The organism is Chryseobacterium sp. YR221 (genome assembly GCF_900176315.1).
GTDB lineage: Bacteria > Bacteroidota > Bacteroidia > Flavobacteriales > Weeksellaceae > Chryseobacterium > Chryseobacterium rhizosphaerae.
In genome coordinates this window covers 215,232-235,996 of the sequence record NZ_FWXM01000006.1, presented here as the reverse complement: position 1 = coordinate 235,996, position 20,765 = coordinate 215,232, and the positions used below count along the sequence as shown (strand labels likewise).

The following is a 20,765-nucleotide window of genomic DNA, read 5'->3' as shown; positions in this document are numbered from 1 at the left end:
TAACATCAATACAAAAAGCTAAAAAAGATTATTAAAAAATTAAAAAACAAACCTAATTTTATTTTTTCCAATATTTTAATTTATTTATTTAACCATTAAATATATTTTTCATCATAAAATTAACTTTCAGCAATGAAAACAATTCCCATATCTATCTAATTACAAGGAGTTTATAATTTAATCATTCTTTCTCGGCAATCTGGTTTTAGGCATTTTACTTTTAATAAATTTTTCTTTATCTTCTATCATCTCAAGCCTACTTCTACAGTAACCGAATCTTTTACTTTCCTTAAGTTGTTCCAATGCGCTTTTAAACTCTTCTTTCCGCTCTGACAGATGAACCTTTACAATTCAGGATTTCGGCCTTATCAATTCCTTTTATCTTAAGAGCAAATTCAATAAGTTTTTCTGCTTCTTTATAATCTTCATTATTCAAAAGACATTCAATGTAATATTTGGGGATATTGATATTTCCGATATTACTCTGCATGGCTTCATCAAAGTATTTTTTAGCTGTTTCATAATCCTTCAATTCTTCTGAATATACTCTTCCTATCAAACAAAGGCTGTCTGCATCTTCGGGTTCATAGGACAAGGCATAGTTCAAAGCATCCATGCATTCAGAAAGATTGAATGGAAAATAGTCTAATGCTTCAAAATAATATTTACTTTTAGTTAAGGTCATTTCTGTAGTTTTTGAGTTCATTTTTTAAGACATTCCTTTGTTTTCTAAACGTCCTGTCTTCGTAATTCTTTTTAAAATCTGTTCCTGAAAATGTCCGAACCGGATTTCCACGTTCCACCTGCATCTGAAGAGACCAGGTTTCTTTCAGTTTTCTTTCCAGTTGTTGAATATAAACTTCCATTACCTTCTCTTTGAGTCTGATAACAGATCGTTTTTTATTCTCCAGCTGCGAACGCGAATCCTGTACAAACACGGTTTCTCTAGTAGGAATATGGGTGGCACGCACAGCAGTATTCACTTTGTTTACATTTTGTCCGCCGCTTCCCTGACTTCTCGCTGTTTGAAACCGGATATCTTTTTCATTGAAATCAATCATTTTTACATCTTCAAGTTCAAAGATTCCGATAAACCAATTGCTTCTTTTATTGAGTTTCCTGAATGTACTTTTTCCTATCCAGCAAACACTTCCCAGCCAGTTTTTTAAAAACAGGTTTAGGTCTTTTCCTTTTAAAAGCAGGGTCACAGACTTTAATGTCAGGTTTTCATCACCGTTTTCACGATGAATGATTTCGTATTCTATTGTATTTTGTTTTAATTCTTCAAGAAAGGTCTTCAGAACCTTGGCTACTACCCACTGGCACTCTAAAGGTCCTCTTCCCGAAGTTATTTGTATTAATTTTTCCATTGTTTACGTATTGAAAGCTGTTGGTTTACAGCTAACAGTCAAGTTCTCTCAACTGTTAACTACAAACCATAAGCTTAATTATCGGTCCATTCTCACGATTCTTGGTTGAAATGTCCCTAAAATATCTACCAGCCCGCTCTGTGCATTCATCACTTCATTGATATCTTTATAAGCCATTGGAGCTTCTTCAGCATTTCCCCCCATTAAAGTAACATTCTTCAGTTTCAGTTCCTTTTTAATGTCATTTTGAGTGAAAAGACTTCTGCATGCTCCTCTGGAGTGCGCTCTTCCTGCCCCATGTGATGCAGAGTTCAGAGAATCCGGGTTTCCTTTTCCACGAACAATAAATCCTTTTGCCGTCATAGATCCGGGAATCATTCCCAGTTCATTTTCATTGGCTGGAGTAGCCCCTTTTCTATGAACAATCACTTCTTTCCCATGATGAATTTCCTTCCAGGCAAAGTTGTGATGGTTCTCAATTCTGGCTTTTACTCTGCCCCCTACAGCTTTCACCAATCTTCGGTGAATATCATCATGGCAGGCAGAGGCATAGTCTCCCGCAAGGTTCATAGCCGTCCAGTATTCCAATCCAAGATGGGTACTAAGGTCCAGCCATGCAAATTGCTGGGCTTCTTTTGGCAGTGGACACTGTTCTACAGCCACTCTCGAATAATACTGGGCAATCTCTGCTCCCAGTCCTCTGGAGCCGCTATGAGAGAGAATTCCCAGATATCTTCCTTTCGGTAATCCGATCTGTTCATCCTCTTCAGTAATCTCTACTTCTCCAAATTCCACGAAATGATTTCCACCGCCTGATGATCCCATTTGTTTAATGGCTTTGCCTTTTAATCTTCTAAGAATTGGAATATGATCAAAGGTATCTCTATCAAAGATTTCGTGATCTATATGGGATTTATGAGTTTCATACATCCCAAATTTCGTATGTTCCGCAAGAGCCTTTTCATATTTATCTCTTGCTCCGTTAAGATATGAAACCGGTGTATCCAAAATACTGAGGCTCATCCTACAGCCGATATCCATCCCAACTCCGTAAGGAATCACTGCATTTTCCACGGCAAGAACTCCCCCGATCGGAAGACCATAGCCACTGTGTGCATCGGGCATCAAAGCTCCCTGAACCGATACCGGTAGCTTTAAAGCAGTATACAGCTGATTTTTTGCTTCTTCCGAAATATTGCTCCCAAAGATCTGGAAAGAAGCACGCTGAGTATTCAGCATCCTTTTTTCTGTTTTTTTGGATGAAAGCAGGCTCTCTGCAATCTGCCCAAAAGTCAGATCCTTTTCAAAATTTTCCGGATGTACCAGTATTTCCTTTAAAAGAGATTTCACATGGTGGATATTTTTAGTTGCAAAATTTCTTTTCATGACTTCCAAAGCCACATTAACGCTTTGATTATTGGGGTAGCCCAGTTTTAATATATCTTTTCCTTTTAGTTTTAAATTTCCCATTGTTTTTGTTTTAAATAATAACAGGACCTATACGTCCATAAAGCTTTCTGCAATCTCTGTTGCAGACATTCTGCAGTTTATATATTTCCTGCTTTTGATAAGATGTAAGTCTTCTTTTTTCGTTCGCCATGAATTTGATTTACCATACATTGTTTTGTGAACAATTCCGGCAACGGTATGATCACTTAAATAATATTCCAGTTCCGCGTATTCTTTTTCCAGTTCAAAGTCTACAGGTTTATAATGGGTAATCATATTGACCTTTACACGTAAAATAAACCTCCATGGCTCAGCAAATTCGTAGTACACTTCATTGCATTTCCGATGGGGACAATATTCTTCGTATTTCAGAAAATATTGTCGCTCTTGAACAGTGAGTCCAAATTTTGGATCATTCCAAGACCAGGAAGAAATACGTTTCAGTTTTTGCTCTTTTTCTACATATCTTCTTTTACCGAATTTTCTCTTTTTCTTAAGAAACTGACGGCTTTCGGAGTACATATAGGTATTGATTTTCTTTAGAATTCCTTCGAAAAACTCTCCGTCTTGGGATCTCATTACATCGTCCCTGACGACAAAAAACCTTACAAATCCCCTTTGATAAGGATTATCTAAAGGAATCCATGGGATATTTCTTTTTATATCCCTAAGCTCTTCACTACGTTTATACTTTTTTCTTATCTGCTTTATTACATCTTTTCTAATTGTTCTTTTCCTGCTTCTGACGCTTCTAAGGCGGGAAAGCAGAAGGTTATCATTTTCCATTTTAAGACACCAGATATCGATACAAGATCAATGATGATGAACTTGTAATACATCTGTTTTTTTCAACTTAAATTTTAGTTGAATAATTTTACAATGATGAACAAGACGAAGTTTTAATCATAAAGATTCCTTCATTCTGTCCTTAATGACACTGAAAAGATTTCGGGGAAACGTGAGTTTGAAATATTGCGCAATAAAAAACCCGAAATCTCTACGACTTCGGGTTCTGATATTTCATTGTACTGTTATTCTATGAGTATACCAAACCACGAAGCCTTACCACCATAAGTGGCAATCCAACTGTAGAATTCTGTTTTGTTCTGAACATTGCTTCGTTGTTTTTTAATGGTTAGACTTGATTTTCAGTTGCAAATATAAAATTATTTTTTTAATCACCAATTCTTTTTAAATCTTATTTTTGTGAAAAAAAATTTATGTATAAACTTTTATTAGGCTTGCTTCCCTTGCTTTTTGTTGCATGTAAGAAGGAAAATCCTGTAAAAAAAGAAGAAGTAAAAACAACCGATACCGCCTGCAATTCGTCTCATTTTATGAAAAAGATTCTGGAGTTAGATGAAATGAAGACTCAGGCTAAATTTTTGGATTCAGTAACCCATGGAAAAAGCGGAATTGCTTTTTTGGTAGACAGTACAAGGGTGAAAAATGTCTGGGAATACTCTTTTTCTGCCGGTTATAATGGTCCTGACCGTTTTGAAACCTATCATATTTTTTATGCTTCAAGTGACCAGTGTAATGCTGTAAAGATTGCAGAACCTGTATCCGGGGAGACTCTTTCTATAGAGGAATGGAGAAAACGTAAAGATGAGCCTGTAGAAATGGAGTCCTCTTTAAAAAAAGGTCTCTACAGTTTACCTGTTGAGAGTCTTCCGCAAGTGGATATGAAGTTTTTGGAAACAGATTTTCTCATAGAAGGATCAGAGCAATACAGCTGCGGAAATCCTATGTTCAGATATTTTCCTTTAACTCGGTATAAAAATATTGAACTGGTTCTGGTTCCTATGGATTGTGGTGATTTTGACTACCGGTATTATCTTCTTACGGTATTGAATAACAAAATAATCGGAGAACTTTATGTGGAAGGACTTTGGTTTGATCCGGGAAAGGATGATAAAATCGAAGAATTCAGCAGCTATGAAATCAGTAAGAGTGGGAAGGTTACTGTAACTACAGAACAAAAGCTTGACGGAAATCCTCAAAAAACAACGGATACTTATTATCAGATTATGGATGATGGTCATATCAATCCAATAAAAAAATAAAACAAAAAGGCTGTTTCCATGTTGAGAAACAGCCTTTTGTTTATTCTTGATTTATCATTCAGATTTTTGCCAACAGTCTTTCTAAGATTTCCACGGCACATTTGGGAAGGTTTGTTCCCGGCCCAAAGATAAAGTCAGCTCCATTAGCATACAGGAACTCATAATCCTGTTGCGGAATTACTCCTCCTACCACAATGGTCACATCATCTGCCCCCAATTTTGACAGCTCTTCTACAACCTGTGGTACCAATGTTTTGTGCCCTGCAGCCAGTGAAGATACTCCCAGGATATGGATATCGTTTTCAATGGCCTGTTTTGCCACTTCTTCCGGAGTCTGGAACAATGGCGCCACATCAACGTCAAATCCCATGTCTGCAAATGCCGTAGCCACCACTTTTGCTCCTCTGTCATGCCCGTCCTGCCCCATTTTGGCTACCATAATTCTCGGGCGGCGTCCTTCTTCTTCTTCAAACTTCTGAGTAAGATTAAGGGCTTTTTCAAAGTATTCATTTTTACCGGCGTTCATAGCATATACTCCAGAGATTGTTTTAATGTTTGCTTTATATCTTCCAAAGGTCTCTTCCATGGCATCACTCATTTCGCCAAGGGTAACTCTTCTTTTTGCGGCTTTGATACATAAAGCCAACAGGTTTCCTTTGCCTGTCTTAGCGCTTTCACGGATCTCATTTAAAACCTGTTCAACATCTTCAGCATTTCTTTCTGCTTTGATGGTATTCAATCTTTCGATCTGCTTTCTGCGAACTTCTGTATTATCAATATCCAGGATTTCTATTCCATCCTGTTTCAGTGAGGTTTTGAATGAGTTGACTCCAATAATAAATTCTTCCCCACTATCAATCTTGGCTTGTTTTTTTGCGGCAGCTTCTTCAATTCTCATTTTAGGAATTCCGGCTTCAATAGCTTTGGTCATTCCTCCCTCCTGCTCTACCTCATCAATATACCTCATCGCTTCCTCTATCATCTGCTGAGTAAGGCTTTCTACAAGATTACTTCCTCCCATCGGATCTACCACATCACAAATTCCGCTTTCCTGCTGAAGGATAATCTGTGTATTTCTGGCAATTTTCGCGGAATAATCCGTAGGAAGAGCAATAGCCTCATCCAGTGCATTGGTATGCAGGGATTGCGTTCCGCCTAATGCTGAAGATAGTGCTTCAATAGCTGTTCTTGTAATATTGTTGAAAGGTTCCTGCTCCGTCAGAGACCATCCGGAAGTTTGCGAATGGGTTCTTAAGGCTAAAGATTTTGGATTCTGAGGATTAAACTGTTTTAAAAGAGTCGCCCAGATATATCTTGCAGCCCTCATTTTAGCAATTTCCATAAAATGATTCATCCCGATTGCCCAGAAAAATGACAGTCGTGGTGCAAAATCATCTACATTCATACCGGCCTTAATCCCTGTTCTTACATATTCTAGGCCATCTGCAAGCGTATAGGCCATCTCCAGGACCGGAGTAGCACCAGCTTCCTGCATATGGTACCCTGAGATGGATATCGAGTTAAATTTGGGTATATTTTGTGAGGTATATTCAAAGATATCTGCAATAATCTTCATAGAAGGTGCCGGTGGATAGATATAGGTATTTCTCACCATAAATTCTTTCAGGATATCATTCTGAATAGTTCCGGAAAGGAGTTCCTGTTTTACGCCCTGCTCTTCGGCAGCAACGATATAAAAAGACAGAATAGGGAGCACCGCTCCATTCATCGTCATGGAGACAGAGATCTGATCCAAAGGGATTTCATTGAAGAGTATTTTCATATCTTCCACAGAGTCTATGGCAACGCCTGCTTTCCCCACATCACCTACTACTCTTGCATGATCAGAATCATATCCCCTGTGGGTAGCAAGGTCAAAAGCAACCGATAGTCCTTTTTGCCCCGCTGCCAGGTTTCTTCTGTAAAATGCATTAGATTCTTCTGCTGTGGAAAACCCGGCATACTGTCGGACTGTCCATGGTTTCTGAACATACATCGTGGAATACGGGCCTCTCAGATATGGTTCAATTCCCGGAGAAGTCTGTGTTAAAGATTCATCTTTTACATCTTTTTTTCCATAAGATGACTTAAGCTCTAATCCGTCTTTTTCAAAATTGTATATTTCTCTTTCCTGAGGTAATACATTAAAATCCGGCTTTTTCACAGAAATTGTCTTTCGCATTCCAATAATTTTTGTCTGCGTAAAGTTAATTTTTTTGAATGAAACACAAAACTTCTGTTAACATTCTATTTATCTAAAGCTTAGCCACAAAAAAGGCCGGGCAAATGCCCGGCCTTTATGATAGATATACGCTTTGCTTATTTTTTGATAAGCTTAGTATTGTACGTATTTTTCTCGTCTTTGATTGTTACTACATACATTCCTTTAACTAATGAAGCAACATTGATTCTACCTTCAATCTTACCTTCCTGAACCAATCTACCGTCTGCACTGTAGATTTTGTAATCTGCTTTACCTTTAAGGTTTTTCACCTCTACAAAAGTATCAGCAGGGTTAGGGTAGATAGATACTTCAGAAGTTTTTGTATTGTTTACTTCACCTACTGCCAGGTTCCCTGCAATTTTAACCGGGAAATCTTTAAATGAACCAACTGAATAGATTCCTCCACCTTCTAAATAAGATGGGCTACTACATGGTCCGCCAGCAGTAACAAAAGAGGTATTTGCCACTCTCATTCTTAAAGTTTTATCCCCTGAATAGGTGTCTCCAGGAACAGTAAATGTCATTGTTCCTGCGTGTAGTGAGTTAGCATCAGGAGTAGCACTATTAGATCCAATCTTCTCTGTACTTTCGAAAACACCATTCCTATTGTAATCGATCCATACTTCTACGTTGTCAGGATAGTTATCATCTGCAATTTCGTTACCTATACCAATGTAAGACAATGTATATTGAGTTCCCTGAGTAAGGTTAATCATTTTGGTCGTATCTTCACTGAAATCTAAATAAGTTCTGAAGATACTCTTATAAGTTGCATCTAAGTAAGCCAAATTAGCTACGTTTAATTTAGCTAAACCACTGTTAAGTGCATAGTTGGCAAAACTATTTCCACCAGTACTCATTAAGCAATAATCTGCTCCTGTTCTTAGTCCTTTAGTTTTGAATGTATAATTATTTGAAAAAGCTCCAGGAACAGAGTTTACTACAGCAGCAACCTGTACTTCATAGTTAGTTTCATCTTCAAGAGCGTTTAGCAATACAGAATTAGTAGGGCTCGTAGTATTGGTCCAGTTCGTAACTCCTGCTTTTCTATAATTAATAGAATAGGTAGCACCAGGAACACTATTCCAGCCTACAACAGCCGTGTTTTTCAATATATCCGCAGCAATGGCAGATACTCCTGTTGGTGCATCTGTAGTTGAAGTTGGTGCAGTACCAATAGCAACTTTTGGAGATACTGCATAGAATATATTTCCAATTGCAGAAATTTTTAATTTAATAGGACCTGTAACACCAGAAGGAATCTGGCCAGTATAACTTCCTGTATTAGGAGTAGAAGCTACAAGCTCTGTCCATGAAGATCCGTTTACAAGATCCGTCGTGTATTCTATTTTTACGTTAGCTACGTTATATGGTGCAGAGTTAGTATTCACGACATCCCATGAAATTGTATTAGCAGCATTATTGTATAGTACTGTAGCTGCAGTAAGACCTTTAAATTTGAAAGGTCCATCATCTTTAACATTAACTGTAGTTTCCGCCGATACTAACATTGGGGTAGCATTTTCGTCCCTAACAGTTACTGCATACTTAAGAGTTCTTGGAATATAAGAAACGGTTTCCCATTTTGTTTTATCTGTTAAGTTTCCTGACATTACTATAGGAAGGCTTGGAAAATATCTTCTTCCACTAGCTGTTCCAAAATAAGATCTTGTCAATGCTCCCTGAGAATTATATCCCCAGCCTGTATCTCCAGATATTGAATGGTATGAATCAGCACTGTCATATTGTTCCCATGTATATTTAACAGGATCAGTATCTGTAGCTGCAGCATCCAGATAATAAGCAGTACCTTTAGGAATATTATAAGCAGTAAGAGGTGAAATTACCGGAGCGGTATTGGTTGTTATATCCTGCCACACCCCGCATGTTGTCTTGCTATCCAGCTTGTTTAATACCTGGTTCACAGAGGAATAATGGAAATAGGCATCAGTAAAGTTCTGTACGTTATCTCCTGTAATTCCGGCATATCCCATTATGGTAGTACCACCTCCTGGTTCTATGTTTACTCCCGATCCTTCTGAGTTGTGTGAAAATGTATGGTTTGCTCCTAGCTGGTGTCCCATTTCATGAGCTACATAATCAATATCAAAAGCATCTCCCATTGGAGTTGTATTCTGTGTAAAAGCAGAACCTTTAGCTAAAGAAGTTGCCGTTGCAGGGTTATTACATGTTGTTCCTATACCTCCTGCATTACCGTTACCTCCTGCCGCATTGAATACGTGTCCCATATCATAGTTGGCATTTCCTACCTGTTGGGTTAGCGTCTGCTGAAGCTGTAGATTTAAATTATTGGTATAAGGGTCTGCAGCAGGATCGATATATATGATATTGGGAAGATCCTGAATCAAAGCTTTAATTCCAAAATCTTTCTGAAAAATTCCGTTTACACGGGTCATTGTATTATTCATCGCTACGAGTGCAGGAGCTCTCTTTTCAGCATCTGTAGCGGTAGCAGGTACCCCTGCCTGGTTCATAAAATATTGGGTATACTCTCCTGATGCAGAAAGAGCCAATCTATACGTTCTGAATTTTGTACTTGCTGGTCTGCTGGTATTCCCAACATTCATGTTAGAAAGGTTTTTTTTTCCGTAAGCTTCTAATGACTTTATATCTTTAAGGCTCTTCTCTTCCGTGGTACATTCAAACCCATGTTCTCCTTCCGTTCTCTTTGTTTTGTAGAAAACACCATATACCTGCTTATCTGTAGTAATAGGTTCAATAAACTGGAATTTCCCATCTTTAATAATCATGGACTGCATTTCCGTTGGAGAAGTACTGAATCTTAAATATTTAGACGGATCGTCTACCCCAACTCCCATATAAGATCCTAGCTGATATCTGTCTGCCAGAGATTTCTCCATTACAGGATCACTATATACAGCAAATCTTTCAATCTTCCCTTCTGCTGTAGGTAAAGAAACAATAACCGCCTGAGCCCCTTTTCCTGTTTCCACAGCATCCTTTAAAACATTCCTAAGAGACTGTAAATCCACTCTATAAGAATGTTGAACTTCTACTTCTTTTCTGATTTCGGACGTTCTTTGTGATGCAGGCGTCCACCTTTGTGCATTAAAGCTGGATAGCCCAGCCGCTAGTGCACAAACTAGTAAAATTCTTTTTTTCATAATTACTTAATTGAATAAAAATTAGTAAACTTTAAATATCCATGGTAAAAATACTAATTACAATCAAAGTAACCCCTAAAAAAATGGCTGATTTTATTAAAAATCAGCCATTTTTGTTATTTTTTTATTATTTATCTATTATTTCTTAATTCCCATCTCATACAAAGCAAACGATATGAGATCCGCATTTTCAGCAATCACTTGTTCCGTAGATCTTCCTGCACCATGGCCTGCATTTTTTTCTATTCTTAATAAAATAGGATTTTTACACGCCTGCTTATCCTGAAGTTCTGCTCCGAATTTGAATGAGTGAGCCGGAACTACCCTGTCATCGTGATCACTTGTAATAATCATTGTAGATGGGTAACACGTACCAGCTTTTACGTTGTGAACCGGAGAATATGATTTAAGATATTCAAACATCTCTTTATTATCTTCCGCTGTTCCATAGTCATAAGCCCAACCGGCACCGGCAGTAAATTTATTATATCTCAACATATCCAAAACGCCAACTCCCGGGAATGCTACTCTTGCTAAATCCGGACGGATAGTCATGGTAGCTCCTACCAATAATCCTCCGTTTGATCTTCCTGAAAGGGCCATGTATTCTTTTGAAGTATAGCCTTTACTTTGCAGGTATTCTCCGGCAGCAATAAAGTCTTCGAAAACGTTTCTTTTCTGCATTTTGGTTCCGGCATCATGCCATTTTTTTCCATATTCACCCCCACCACGGATATTTGGAACGGCATAAATACCACCATTTTCCATCCAGATGGCATTCACTACAGAGAAAGAGGGCTGTAAACTGATGTTGAAACCTCCATAAGAATATAAAATAGTAGGGTTTTTACCATCAAGCTTAGTTCCTTTTTTATAATTAATCATCATAGGAACCTTTGTACCATCCTTAGAAGTATAGAATACCTGCTCAGAGACATAATCTTCAGGATTAAATTTCACTTTCGGCTTCTGGTAAACTTCAGATTTACCCGAATCTACATTAAATTTATAGGTGGTTCCCGGTGTGATATAATTACTGAATGAATAATATACTTCTTTTTCCTTTTCTTTTCCTCCAAAACCGGAAATATTCCCTTTTCCAGGAAGTGTTATTTCTCTGATTAATTTTCCTGTCTTATCAAATTGTTTTACCTGATCAATGGCATCAATCATATACGTAGCAAAGAAATATCCTCCTCCCTGGGTAATCCCCAACACATTTTCAGTCTGAGGAATCACATCTTTCCAAGTTTCAGGAGCTGGATTTTTAATTGAGGTTTTCACAAGACGCATATTCGGAGCATCTTTATCTGTAGAAATAAAAAGATCATCTCCTTCTGTATCTACGATACTGGCATTAATATCAAATCCTTTTGTAATCTGTACAAAGTCTCCTCCATTCTTTAAATCTTTAATATACAATTCATTTCCATTGGTTGCATTGGCCGCAGAAATAATCAAAAATCGTTGATCTTCAGAAACATTTGCTCCCAAATATCTTCTTGGGGTTTTTTCGCCACCGAAAATCAGCTTATCTTCAGACTGCTTGGTTCCCAGTTTATGAAAATATACCTTATGCTTATCCGTCATTCCAGAAAGCACCGTTCCTTCTTTTGGTTTATCATAACTTGAATAATAGAAACCTTCGTCTCCCTGCCATGAAATACCGCTGAATTTCACATCTAATAAGGTTTCATCAATCTGCTTTTTTGTAATCGCGTCAATGATGATAATTTTGTTCCAGTCACTTCCTCCTTCCGAAATGGAATAAGCAGCTAAATTTCCTTTTTTATTAAATGAAAGCTGTGAAAGTGAAGTGGTACCCTTTTCTGAAAATTTATTAGGATCTAAAAATACTTCTGTTGCTTTGGTCTTATTGTTTGTTCTGTACAAAACAGACTGTGCCTGTAAACCATCGTTTTTAGAATAATATGTATAATCTCCTTCTTTGAAAGGGGCTGAAATTTTCTCATAATTCCAGATCTCTCTCAGCTGATCTTTAATTTTATCTCTGAATGGAATCTTTGAAAGATAATTCTGGCTGTAAGCTACTTCTTCATCCACCCATTTTTTGGTAGGCGCCGAATCATTTTCCAAATCTCTGAAAGGATCAGCTACAGCACTCCCAAAATAGGTGTCAGTCTGGCTTCCTTTTAATGCTTTAGGATAATTCATTTTTTGAGAATAAAAAGATGCTGAAAACAGAACTCCAGCAGTTAATAATATAGGTTTAAAATTCATAGTGAACGGTTTTCTCAAAAATACGTAAAGTATGTGAAATAAAAAAAGCCCCGAAAACAGGGCTTTTAAATCTTTAATATATTAGTAATCACACTATTCTTTCGATCCGAAACTATCAAAATAGAAATCGGTCAGGTTGGTAACAATCTCATCCGGGCTACCGTTCCAGTAATATATTTTATTGTTTTCTTTAAGTTCATACAAACTGAACTCCTGATCAACACTCACTGTTTTATCTGCATTTTTAAAATCCTGAACAGACTGAGTAAGATATTTCTTCAAGTCTTCAGCTTTTACTTTCTGTGGATTTTCTGTAGGTTCCGGGGCTAATTTTGAAGGAACTTTAAAGCTTACGGCATAACTTACCTCTGCAATTTTTTGCCCTTCCACATATTCATTCGGCACCACCTTCACACTTTTAACACTAAGTTTTCCTTTTCTGAAGTTTTCAAACATCACTCTGAAGTAATCTTCAGCTTCTTTTTTACAAGCTGAGGCTACTGTTTTTGGGAAAGCTGTCAGAAAGTTTTCGGCTGTCGTTTTAACCGTTTCTTCAGAAGTGTCTTTAAAGTTGACCTGATAAGCATCCTGACCTTCTACAGTAGGTCTTAGATAATCATTAAGTTTACCAATTGAAGCATCATCATTGTTCACAAATGCTCCAAAAAACAATTCAAAAGCTTCTGCCGGTTTTTTTACTTCTGTCTGGGCCGTTGCATAATTACCCAGCATGGTAAGTACTAAAAACAAAATAATTTTGTAGTTTTTCATAGTTTATATTTTACGATATGTTGTTGATTTGGAAAAAATAAAGCCTCCAAAAAAATCGGAGGCTTTATTTTTATTTTTTAAATATTTTAATAATTTTCTTCTTCTCCTTTCATCTTTTCTGCATTCTCTGCCATGATTACAGCATCTATCATTTCCGCGATATCTCCATTCATGTAGGCATCAAGATTATACATAGATTTATTGATTCTATGGTCTGTTACTCTTCCCTGAGGATAATTATATGTTTTGATTTTTGCAGAACGGTCTCCTGTAGAAACCATGGTTTTTCTCTGGGCAGCAATATCTCCCTGAACTTCCTGCAATTTGATATCATATAATTTGGCACGAAGCATTTCCATTGCCAATTCACGGTTAGCTAGCTGAGAACGGGCCTGCTGGCAAACCACTACAAGGCCTGAAGGCTTGTGTGTAAGCTGAACTTTAGTTTCAACCTTGTTAACATTCTGACCTCCTGCTCCTCCTGAACGTGAAGTCTGCATTTCAATATCAGCCGGGTTAATCTCTACATCCACTTCTTCAGCTTCAGGTAAAACAGCAATAGTAATTGCAGAGGTATGAACCCTTCCCTGAGATTCTGTTTCCGGTACACGCTGCACACGGTGAACTCCTGATTCAAATTTCATAATCCCATAAACACCTTCACCTTCCACCTTCATAATCAATTCCTTATATCCTTTCGCCGCTTCATTAGAATCTGTCACTTCATGTCTCCATCCTTTTGTTTTGAAGTACATGGAATACATTCTGTAGATATCTTCCACAAAAATAGCGGCTTCATCACCTCCGGTTCCGGCACGTAATTCCACAATAATGTTTTTGTCATCTGCAGGATCTTTAGGAATAAGCAATACTTTCAGCTCTTCTTCCAAACCTGGAATCTTAGCCTGAGCTTCTAATTTTTCTTCTTTTGCAAGATCTACCAAATCTCTATCCGAACCATCAGCAATGATCTCATCAGATTCTTCAATAGCGTCCAAAGCTCCTTTGTACTGATCATAAACCTTTACAATTTTGCCCAAATCACTATATTCTTTGTTTAAAGAAGAATATCTTTTTTGGTCTGAAATGACATCAGGCTGTATAATAAGGTCTGCAACCTCATTATATCTTTGTTTTATAGCTTCTAATTTTGGAATTAATGATTTAGACATTATAGAATTTTTGTGGGTGCAAAGATAAGGATTATTAATTCAAAATTAAAATTACAAATCAGCATAAATTTTTGAGCATTAGACTAAAAATCCAAAAGACCTATTTAGCAATTGTCTTATTCGCTTTTGGAATCATCCATTTCCGGCTTACTTCTTTTAGAAAGTTTTCTATCTATTAAGTACAGTGCAATTCCTACAGCTACAATTCCCAGCCCAATAAAACTTTCCTTAGGATTATGAATCAGGGTAAAATAAAGAATATAAATACTGAACAGTAAAAAAACCGTGGGAAAAATATAAAAAGCATTGGATTTAAATATTTTCCGGTCTTCTTTTTTAAGAAAATATACCGTAGAAATGGCCAGACTGGCAAATAACTGAAGAATGAATGCTGTATAAACGAAAATTTCCTTAAAACTTCCTGTTAAAATAATTACCGAAGCAATAACAGCATGGGCAAAAATAGCTCTTACCGGGATTCCTTTTTTATTACCCGTGGAAAGGGGCTTCCATAGATAGGTATCCTTCGCAAAAGCCTGAGTAAGCCTCGAACCTACCCATAAATACCCACTAATGGTTGCAATCAGTTGTAAGGCAATAAAGATATTCACTATTTTTCCAAAGGTAGAGCCCAGCATATTAACTGCCGCTTCACCCATTACATCTTCTTTTCCTGCCAATTGATTCACTGAGGCATGTTTCAGCATAATGTAATTGACTAAAATATAGCTTACTGTCACAAAAACAGTCCCTATAATCAGAGATTTAGGAAGATTTTTCTGCACATCCTTTATTTCTCCCGCAATATAAGACGCTGAATTCCAGCCTGTATAAGAATAGGTAACAAACACCAGGGAAGTAGCAAAAGCAGGAAGCATGATTTCATTCTGCCAGCTGTCACTGAAATTAAGACTGTTCCCTATCTGGCCAGATTCCGAAAGTCCCACGCCCAAAATAACCAAAACGATAATAAAGGTGATCTTGATTAATGTAAAAAAATTATGAAACCTACTTGAAGCTTTTAAACTAAATGATAAGGCGGCGGCCACCAGAAAAATTGCAGCGATGGCAAAACCATTTCCAAATGTGTATTGAAATACTGAAAGATATTTTGACATGGCTAATGCCGCTAAAGCCACCGGGGAAGAGAAACCGATAATCAAAGATATCCAACTTATAAGGTATCCAAATAACGGATGATAGGTTTCTTTGAGATAAATGAAGTCTCCGCCATTGCCTTTAAAATGGGATCCCAATTCAGCATAGCAAAAAGCCCCGAATAATGCCAGAATCCCACCAATACCCCATAGCAGAAAGATGCTGTAGGTATTGGTAATATCAGATAACTGAAATCCCAGTGTTGTAAAAATTCCGGTTCCTATCATATTGGAAACCACAATGGCTGCAGCTGTTTTCCAGCCGATCTGATGTGAAGGAGTATTCATTAATGATTAAAAATTAAAATTAAGCCTTCCGAAGAAATAGCTACCTAATGTTCCCATTTGTACCGGAGCATATTTAAATACTCCATAATATGAATTTTCATAAATCTGACGATCCGGGAACACATCAAAGACATTATTAGCACCTACGGTAAAGTTGATATTTTTTGTAATATCATACCCTACACTGACATCTGTAATCACTTTCGGTGAAAATTCCTGAACGCTTCCAAAAGGATATCCGTCTCTTATTACTTTACCAAAATAGGTATTTCTTACGAGAAAATTAAACTTTCCTATTCCATAATTCAATCCTAATGAGGCCTTTGTTTTGGGTGATAAAGTTTCTATAATATTGATCTGATCGGGCCCAAAAAACTCATTCTGAGGAGTTCCCAGGTTTTCCGGGAAATGAAAATCTGTAATTTTTGTTTCTGTATAATTTCCAGCAAGGTTCACATTCAGGTTTCCTCCACCCAATTTCCAGTCGTAGGAAATAACCAAATCCACGCCTTTGGTCTCCGTATCAATAGCATTGGCAAAAAACCTACCGCTTTCGACTTCTTTTCCAACCCCTACTACATCAGGATCTGATAATCTGGAATCTGTAATATTACTTGTAATGACAATTCTGTCTTTCACTTTAATGATATAACCATCTAAAGTAATGAATAGTCCTTTCGCCGGTTTTAAAGTAAATCCAAGGCTTCCGTTGACCGAGGTCTCCTGTTTTAACTTATCAAATCCAAGAACCTGTGCCGCTTTACTGTCGTTATTAAAAATTCCTTTAGTTACAATTGTGGACCCTGAAGTTGAAATATCTGCATAAGAATTGTTGAAATACTGCTGTTGCAGAGAAGGTGCTCTGAAACCCGTTCCTACAGCTGCTCTTACCGCATAATTTTTTAGGAACTCATATCGTACAGCAAGTTTTCCATTCAGGGTATTTCCAAAATCAGAATAGTTTTCAAATCTTGCCGCAGCATCAATATTCAGCTTTTTATCCAAATCATAAGATATATCAGCATATACCGCTGTAGAATGTCTGTCTTTTTTTAAGGCATTATCCGGTGAAAAGCCAATGAATGACTGCGATCCCCCTGCTCCTATCACTGTTGATCCCGTACCTGCTACATTTCCGTTGACATCATATTGGGTATAGGATGCAGGATCTCCGGATTTAATCTGATATTGTTCAAATCTGAATTCACCTCCAAATGCTATATTAAACCGGTTTATATTTTTAGAGACGTCAAGATTAAGGGTATTTTGCAGAAAACTGTGTGCCCCGGCATAAAATCGGGTCGGTGATTTTGCTCCTAAAGAAGCATTATTCGTATTGCTTACGTTATAATTGAAAGTATTGTTTCCAAACGTATTGCTTACATCAAAAAGCCAGTTGTTTACATTATATTTTGCTCCGACAGCATAAGAGATATCATATACCTGAGATCCCAGCTCCGCCTGAAATCCGTTGGGATAAAGTGATGAAACAACATTAAACGTTTCACTGGGAAGCCTTCTGAAGCCATATCCTTTTCCCTCTTTGATACTGAAACCACCAAATGAATAGAGTTTAAAATGATCATTAAAAGGATATTCTGAATTAAAAAACAGCTGCGCCTGCTTGATCTGTGCATCTCCGATCTGAAAGTTGAAATCGTCACGGGTTAAACCTCTTTTTCTAATTTCCTCATCATCTGCAGCTCTTGCCGCCTCCGGATCATCTGCGAAAGGATACGCAAAATTATTTCCGAAAATATCCAAATCATGATTTTGAGTCCTCGTTGTTTTCCCTCTGTGGCTTAGCTGTAATGAAAGATTGACATACCCTTCTTTTTTTCCTAATGAAGCCCCATAATTAACTCCTGCCTGGTAGGTGTCTCCATCATTCCTTCCGCTTAATCCGTAAGTAATACTTGCTGAAGCCCCTGCATTTTTTTTGAGTATAATATTGATTACTCCCGCAATGGCATCAGAGCCATACTGAGCTGCCGCTCCATCTCTTAATACTTCAATTTTTTCAATAGCAATAACAGGAATTGTACTCAAATCTGTTCCCACAGAACCATTTCCAACGGTATTCTGATAATTGACCAAAGAAGTGGTATGTCTTCTTTTTCCATTAACCAATACTAAGACCTGATCCGGGCCCATTCCTCTTAATGTTACAGGATCAATATGCTCGGTTCCGTCAGAAGCAGACTGTCTTACGGAATTAAATGAGGGAATAACATAGTTCAATAAATCCTGAACCGTTATTTGGGGGGATGCTTTCTGTATTTTTTCAATATTAATAACATCTACGGGAACTGGTGTCTCTAGTTTTGTCCTTTTAACATTACGATTTCCTACGATGATAATATCTTCAATTTGTTTTCCTTTTTCTTCCTGTTCCTGGGCAGCGATCCCAATGGTGCCAAGCAATAATACAGCTATGCTTACTTTTTTCATCTTTTGTTCCTGCAAAAATTATTATACATTCCGAGAATCAATCCTCAGACACACAAGACTTCAAGAAATGGAATTCATATAAGAATATTGACTTCAATTATCTCCCCCATCGGGTTGGAATTAGCACCTTTACACTTCTGGAATTGTGTAGGTTGCTAAGGTTTCTTTGGGCCAAATCCCTCCACCTTTCTTGATAAATCTACTGCAAAAGTAGACTATTTTTTTCAATATGCAAAAGCCGTTTTTACGATTTACAAACACAGCATAAAAAAGGCTTATGAAAAATTTCATAAGCCTCCCTAATAAAAGTAATTGTAATTGAAGTGAACTATTTTATGTAAAGGGAATACAGTGATTCTACATGAAGACTGCTTATCCTTTAATAATCTTTTTAGAAACGGTCTGTCCGTTTTTTAATTTTATTTCTACAATGTATAAACCGTCCGGAAGTCCTGTCATATTAACCTGATCATTTGAAAACCCGGCGTCCATCTTTTGTCCTACCGTATTCGTTATCATTATACTTTCAATCGAGGAATCTGCTTTAATGGTAAGAATTCCTTTTGTTGGATTGGGATACATCCCTATGCTGTTATGATTTAGTCTTACCTCCGAAGTAGCAAGTGCCGAGGTAGGTTTAATACATCTTACTGATGCTCCCTGCCCTCTGGGTGCCCCTGCTGAGGCATTAGCACTTATGGTCCCTACGTACAGATATTTCCCTCCAAGTCCGGATACATCCGAACTCCAGAAATACCCTCTCTTTCCTACAAAAGTAAAACCAGCATCTGAAGAACTGCGATATCCTCCTGCAGGCAATTTCAGATGACTGCTGTAAGCGCTTGCGGGGGCCGTAACACTTTCAAGGCTAACAATACTTGACCAGTCTGCCTGTGTTGGCATTCTCCAATCGGCACCTATTGCCTTGCATGGGTCTACCCCCACTGTCTTTCCTAGCCCATCTATGTTCTTTGCGGTCCATTCATCATTAGCTTCAAGAGTAGACCACCACGCGGGTGTTCCTATGATGTACGAGCTCACCCCTGCTAAACCGTCCGGCCTGTTAGGAGTAGGAGCAGAAACTGTGGCTGAATTTCTTAACTGATGGCCGTCATCCCATCTTCCCCACTGAAAGAGATCTCCATATGAAGCTTCATCATCCAGAGAAGAGGCTACTTTAGAGCTTCCCAGGTTCTGCTGCAGCCATATTTTTCCATCATTAGCTCTTACAGTCGTATAAGAAACTGTTTGGCCCTGATAAGTAAATTTCACACATCCTACATCTCCAGGATTATTTCCAGGGTCTGCATTGGTACAGTTTTGAGGATTTCCCTGCGCATATAAACCATTCAAAGCGATGAGTATCAACATCATTCCCGCGCTTAGTTTTCTTATCACAAAATATAGATTTTCAAACATAATCAATATTATTTTTAATTATTCTAAATTTAATTTAATTTTGCGCAAAAGTAGCTTACCCGTTTAATTCAGAGTTATCATTTCCCAACTTTTAGTTATCCGATATAGGAGTTATATATGAACACCATCAAAAATAACACTGATTATGAGTAATTTAGAAGAAGAAAAGATATTATTTGCCTCAGATAATATTAGCATAGAATTTTGTTCTGAACGATATTCAAAAACCTCAATACTGGAAGCTGGATCGAGTTTTAACCTACTCTTTCTATTGGGTTCGGACATATATCTTGAAAAATCTGCCGGTCATCTTCCAATAGTATTCAGAAAAAATCAATACATTCTTTATTATTCATCAGAGGAAAACAGAGCAGAATTACGATCTGATAGTCAGGAAGCATTACAATATCTGCTGATCCGGATTGACTATCAATATATTAATCACCTTATCAATCCCCAATCCAGTGAGGAAAGTGCTGATATACTGGAAAATATGATGAGAAACAGCTTCATCTATTTTCATAAAGAAACACCCCCCACCATGACTGTTGAAATGCATATGATTCTTAAAGAAATCATCGGATCTTCAAAGAAAGGTATTATTCAGAAGTTATTTATTGAAGCCAAGCTCATCAAGCTGCTTATTCTTGTATTCGAACAGTTCCACGAAAAAAACAGCGCACAATCAGCCCCAAAGGCCCCTGAAATGATCAAGAAATATATCGATGAAAATTACCACAGAAATATAAAGGCTGAGGAAATAGGAAAACTTATCGGGATTAATCAGAATATAATCCGGCAGGAATTTAAGAGTCAATATCATATAACCATTTCCCATTATATTTCTGAACTAAGAATGCTGAAGGCAAAAAAAATGATTACCAACAGTGATGTAATGATCAAAGAAATCGCTATTGAATGTGGGTATGAATATGTACAGAATTTCACCCGTGCTTTTAAAAAGAAATTTGGTGTTGCTCCTGAAAACCTGAGAAATAACAAATAGAAAAA

Annotated in this window: 14 protein-coding genes and 1 riboswitch; of the genes, 2 read left to right on the top strand and 12 right to left on the bottom strand. The window is 37.4% G+C overall.

The features are described from left to right. Positions 1-310 precede the first annotated feature (310 nt). The 4 genes from B8967_RS18140 to B8967_RS18125 all read right to left on the bottom strand — a co-directional run bounded on the left by B8967_RS18140 (position 311) and on the right by B8967_RS18125 (position 3,605). Positions 311-685, bottom strand: coding sequence for a tetratricopeptide repeat protein (locus B8967_RS18140; protein ID WP_228406251.1), 375 nt, complete (start codon positions 683-685; stop codon positions 311-313). Further along, complete coding sequence (gene prfH / locus B8967_RS18135) at positions 672-1,370, bottom strand: peptide chain release factor H (RefSeq protein WP_084086997.1); 699 nt, start codon at positions 1,368-1,370, stop codon at positions 672-674. Before prfH ends, B8967_RS18140 begins: the two co-directional genes overlap by 14 nt. Positions 1,371-1,448: 78 nt before the next feature. Further along, positions 1,449-2,840, bottom strand: a complete 1,392-nt coding sequence (locus B8967_RS18130; RefSeq protein ID WP_084086995.1) for an RtcB family protein — start codon at positions 2,838-2,840, stop codon at positions 1,449-1,451. Between the two features lie 27 nt (positions 2,841-2,867). Next, positions 2,868-3,605, bottom strand: coding sequence for a hypothetical protein (locus B8967_RS18125; protein WP_084086993.1), 738 nt, complete (start codon positions 3,603-3,605; stop codon positions 2,868-2,870). 434 nt (positions 3,606-4,039) lie between these two features. Here B8967_RS18125 and B8967_RS18120 point away from each other — a divergent pair, with 434 nt between their 5' ends. After that, positions 4,040-4,885: a hypothetical protein gene (locus B8967_RS18120; protein ID WP_084086991.1), complete on the top strand. Its 846-nt coding sequence runs from the start codon at positions 4,040-4,042 to the stop codon at positions 4,883-4,885. 58 nt (positions 4,886-4,943) lie between these two features. On the opposite strand, the gene scpA is transcribed toward B8967_RS18120, so the two are convergent. The 8 genes from scpA to B8967_RS18080 all read right to left on the bottom strand — a co-directional run bounded on the left by scpA (position 4,944) and on the right by B8967_RS18080 (position 19,754). Further along, the gene (gene scpA / locus B8967_RS18115) at positions 4,944-7,067 is read right to left on the bottom strand and encodes a methylmalonyl-CoA mutase (RefSeq protein WP_084086989.1); all 2,124 of its coding nucleotides are present in this window, start codon (positions 7,065-7,067) and stop codon (positions 4,944-4,946) included. A 137-nt stretch (positions 7,068-7,204) separates the two neighbouring features. Continuing rightward, entirely contained in the window at positions 7,205-10,255 is a 3,051-nt protein-coding gene (locus B8967_RS18110; protein ID WP_084086987.1) for a reprolysin-like metallopeptidase, read from the bottom strand. A 138-nt stretch (positions 10,256-10,393) separates the two neighbouring features. Beyond that, complete coding sequence (locus B8967_RS18105) at positions 10,394-12,496, bottom strand: prolyl oligopeptidase family serine peptidase (protein ID WP_047491845.1); 2,103 nt, start codon at positions 12,494-12,496, stop codon at positions 10,394-10,396. A gap of 93 nt (positions 12,497-12,589) precedes the next feature. After that, positions 12,590-13,267: a hypothetical protein gene (locus tag B8967_RS18100; protein ID WP_084086985.1), complete on the bottom strand. Its 678-nt coding sequence runs from the start codon at positions 13,265-13,267 to the stop codon at positions 12,590-12,592. 86 nt (positions 13,268-13,353) lie between these two features. After that, entirely contained in the window at positions 13,354-14,439 is a 1,086-nt protein-coding gene (gene prfA, locus B8967_RS18095) for a peptide chain release factor 1 (protein ID WP_047491851.1), read from the bottom strand. 116 nt (positions 14,440-14,555) lie between these two features. Further along, positions 14,556-15,884 (bottom strand): APC family permease, encoded by a 1,329-nt coding sequence (locus B8967_RS18090; protein ID WP_084086983.1) that lies wholly within the window; start codon positions 15,882-15,884, stop codon positions 14,556-14,558. Between the two features lie 6 nt (positions 15,885-15,890). After that, positions 15,891-18,335 carry a TonB-dependent receptor plug domain-containing protein gene (locus B8967_RS18085; RefSeq protein WP_084086981.1) on the bottom strand — a complete coding sequence of 815 codons (2,445 nt, stop codon included), beginning with the start codon at positions 18,333-18,335 and terminating at the stop codon, positions 15,891-15,893. A 94-nt stretch (positions 18,336-18,429) separates the two neighbouring features. Continuing rightward, positions 18,430-18,535: riboswitch (SAM riboswitch) on the bottom strand. 172 nt (positions 18,536-18,707) lie between these two features. Beyond that, positions 18,708-19,754, bottom strand: coding sequence for a T9SS type A sorting domain-containing protein (locus B8967_RS18080; protein WP_084086979.1), 1,047 nt, complete (start codon positions 19,752-19,754; stop codon positions 18,708-18,710). Positions 19,755-19,899: 145 nt separating this feature from the next. Between B8967_RS18080 and B8967_RS18075 the strand changes: the two genes are divergently transcribed. After that, on the top strand, positions 19,900-20,760 hold the full coding sequence (locus tag B8967_RS18075; RefSeq protein ID WP_084086977.1) for an AraC family transcriptional regulator: 861 nt from the start codon (positions 19,900-19,902) through the stop codon (positions 20,758-20,760). Positions 20,761-20,765 lie beyond the last annotated feature (5 nt).

What these genes read in the sequence shown, in the direction of transcription:
- B8967_RS18140 (WP_228406251.1), bottom strand. Translation starts at nt 685, where the DNA reads ATGACCTTAACTAAAAGTAAATATTATTTTGAAGCATTAGACTATTTT.
- prfH (WP_084086997.1), bottom strand. Translation starts at nt 1,370, where the DNA reads ATGGAAAAATTAATACAAATAACTTCGGGAAGAGGACCTTTAGAGTGC.
- B8967_RS18130 (WP_084086995.1), bottom strand. Translation starts at nt 2,840, where the DNA reads ATGGGAAATTTAAAACTAAAAGGAAAAGATATATTAAAACTGGGCTAC.
- B8967_RS18125 (WP_084086993.1), bottom strand. Translation starts at nt 3,605, where the DNA reads ATGGAAAATGATAACCTTCTGCTTTCCCGCCTTAGAAGCGTCAGAAGC.
- B8967_RS18120 (WP_084086991.1), top strand. Translation starts at nt 4,040, where the DNA reads ATGTATAAACTTTTATTAGGCTTGCTTCCCTTGCTTTTTGTTGCATGT.
- scpA (WP_084086989.1), bottom strand. Translation starts at nt 7,067, where the DNA reads ATGCGAAAGACAATTTCTGTGAAAAAGCCGGATTTTAATGTATTACCT.
- B8967_RS18110 (WP_084086987.1), bottom strand. Translation starts at nt 10,255, where the DNA reads ATGAAAAAAAGAATTTTACTAGTTTGTGCACTAGCGGCTGGGCTATCC.
- B8967_RS18105 (WP_047491845.1), bottom strand. Translation starts at nt 12,496, where the DNA reads ATGAATTTTAAACCTATATTATTAACTGCTGGAGTTCTGTTTTCAGCA.
- B8967_RS18100 (WP_084086985.1), bottom strand. Translation starts at nt 13,267, where the DNA reads ATGAAAAACTACAAAATTATTTTGTTTTTAGTACTTACCATGCTGGGT.
- prfA (WP_047491851.1), bottom strand. Translation starts at nt 14,439, where the DNA reads ATGTCTAAATCATTAATTCCAAAATTAGAAGCTATAAAACAAAGATAT.
- B8967_RS18090 (WP_084086983.1), bottom strand. Translation starts at nt 15,884, where the DNA reads ATGAATACTCCTTCACATCAGATCGGCTGGAAAACAGCTGCAGCCATT.
- B8967_RS18085 (WP_084086981.1), bottom strand. Translation starts at nt 18,335, where the DNA reads ATGAAAAAAGTAAGCATAGCTGTATTATTGCTTGGCACCATTGGGATC.
- B8967_RS18080 (WP_084086979.1), bottom strand. Translation starts at nt 19,754, where the DNA reads ATGTTTGAAAATCTATATTTTGTGATAAGAAAACTAAGCGCGGGAATG.
- B8967_RS18075 (WP_084086977.1), top strand. Translation starts at nt 19,900, where the DNA reads ATGAGTAATTTAGAAGAAGAAAAGATATTATTTGCCTCAGATAATATT.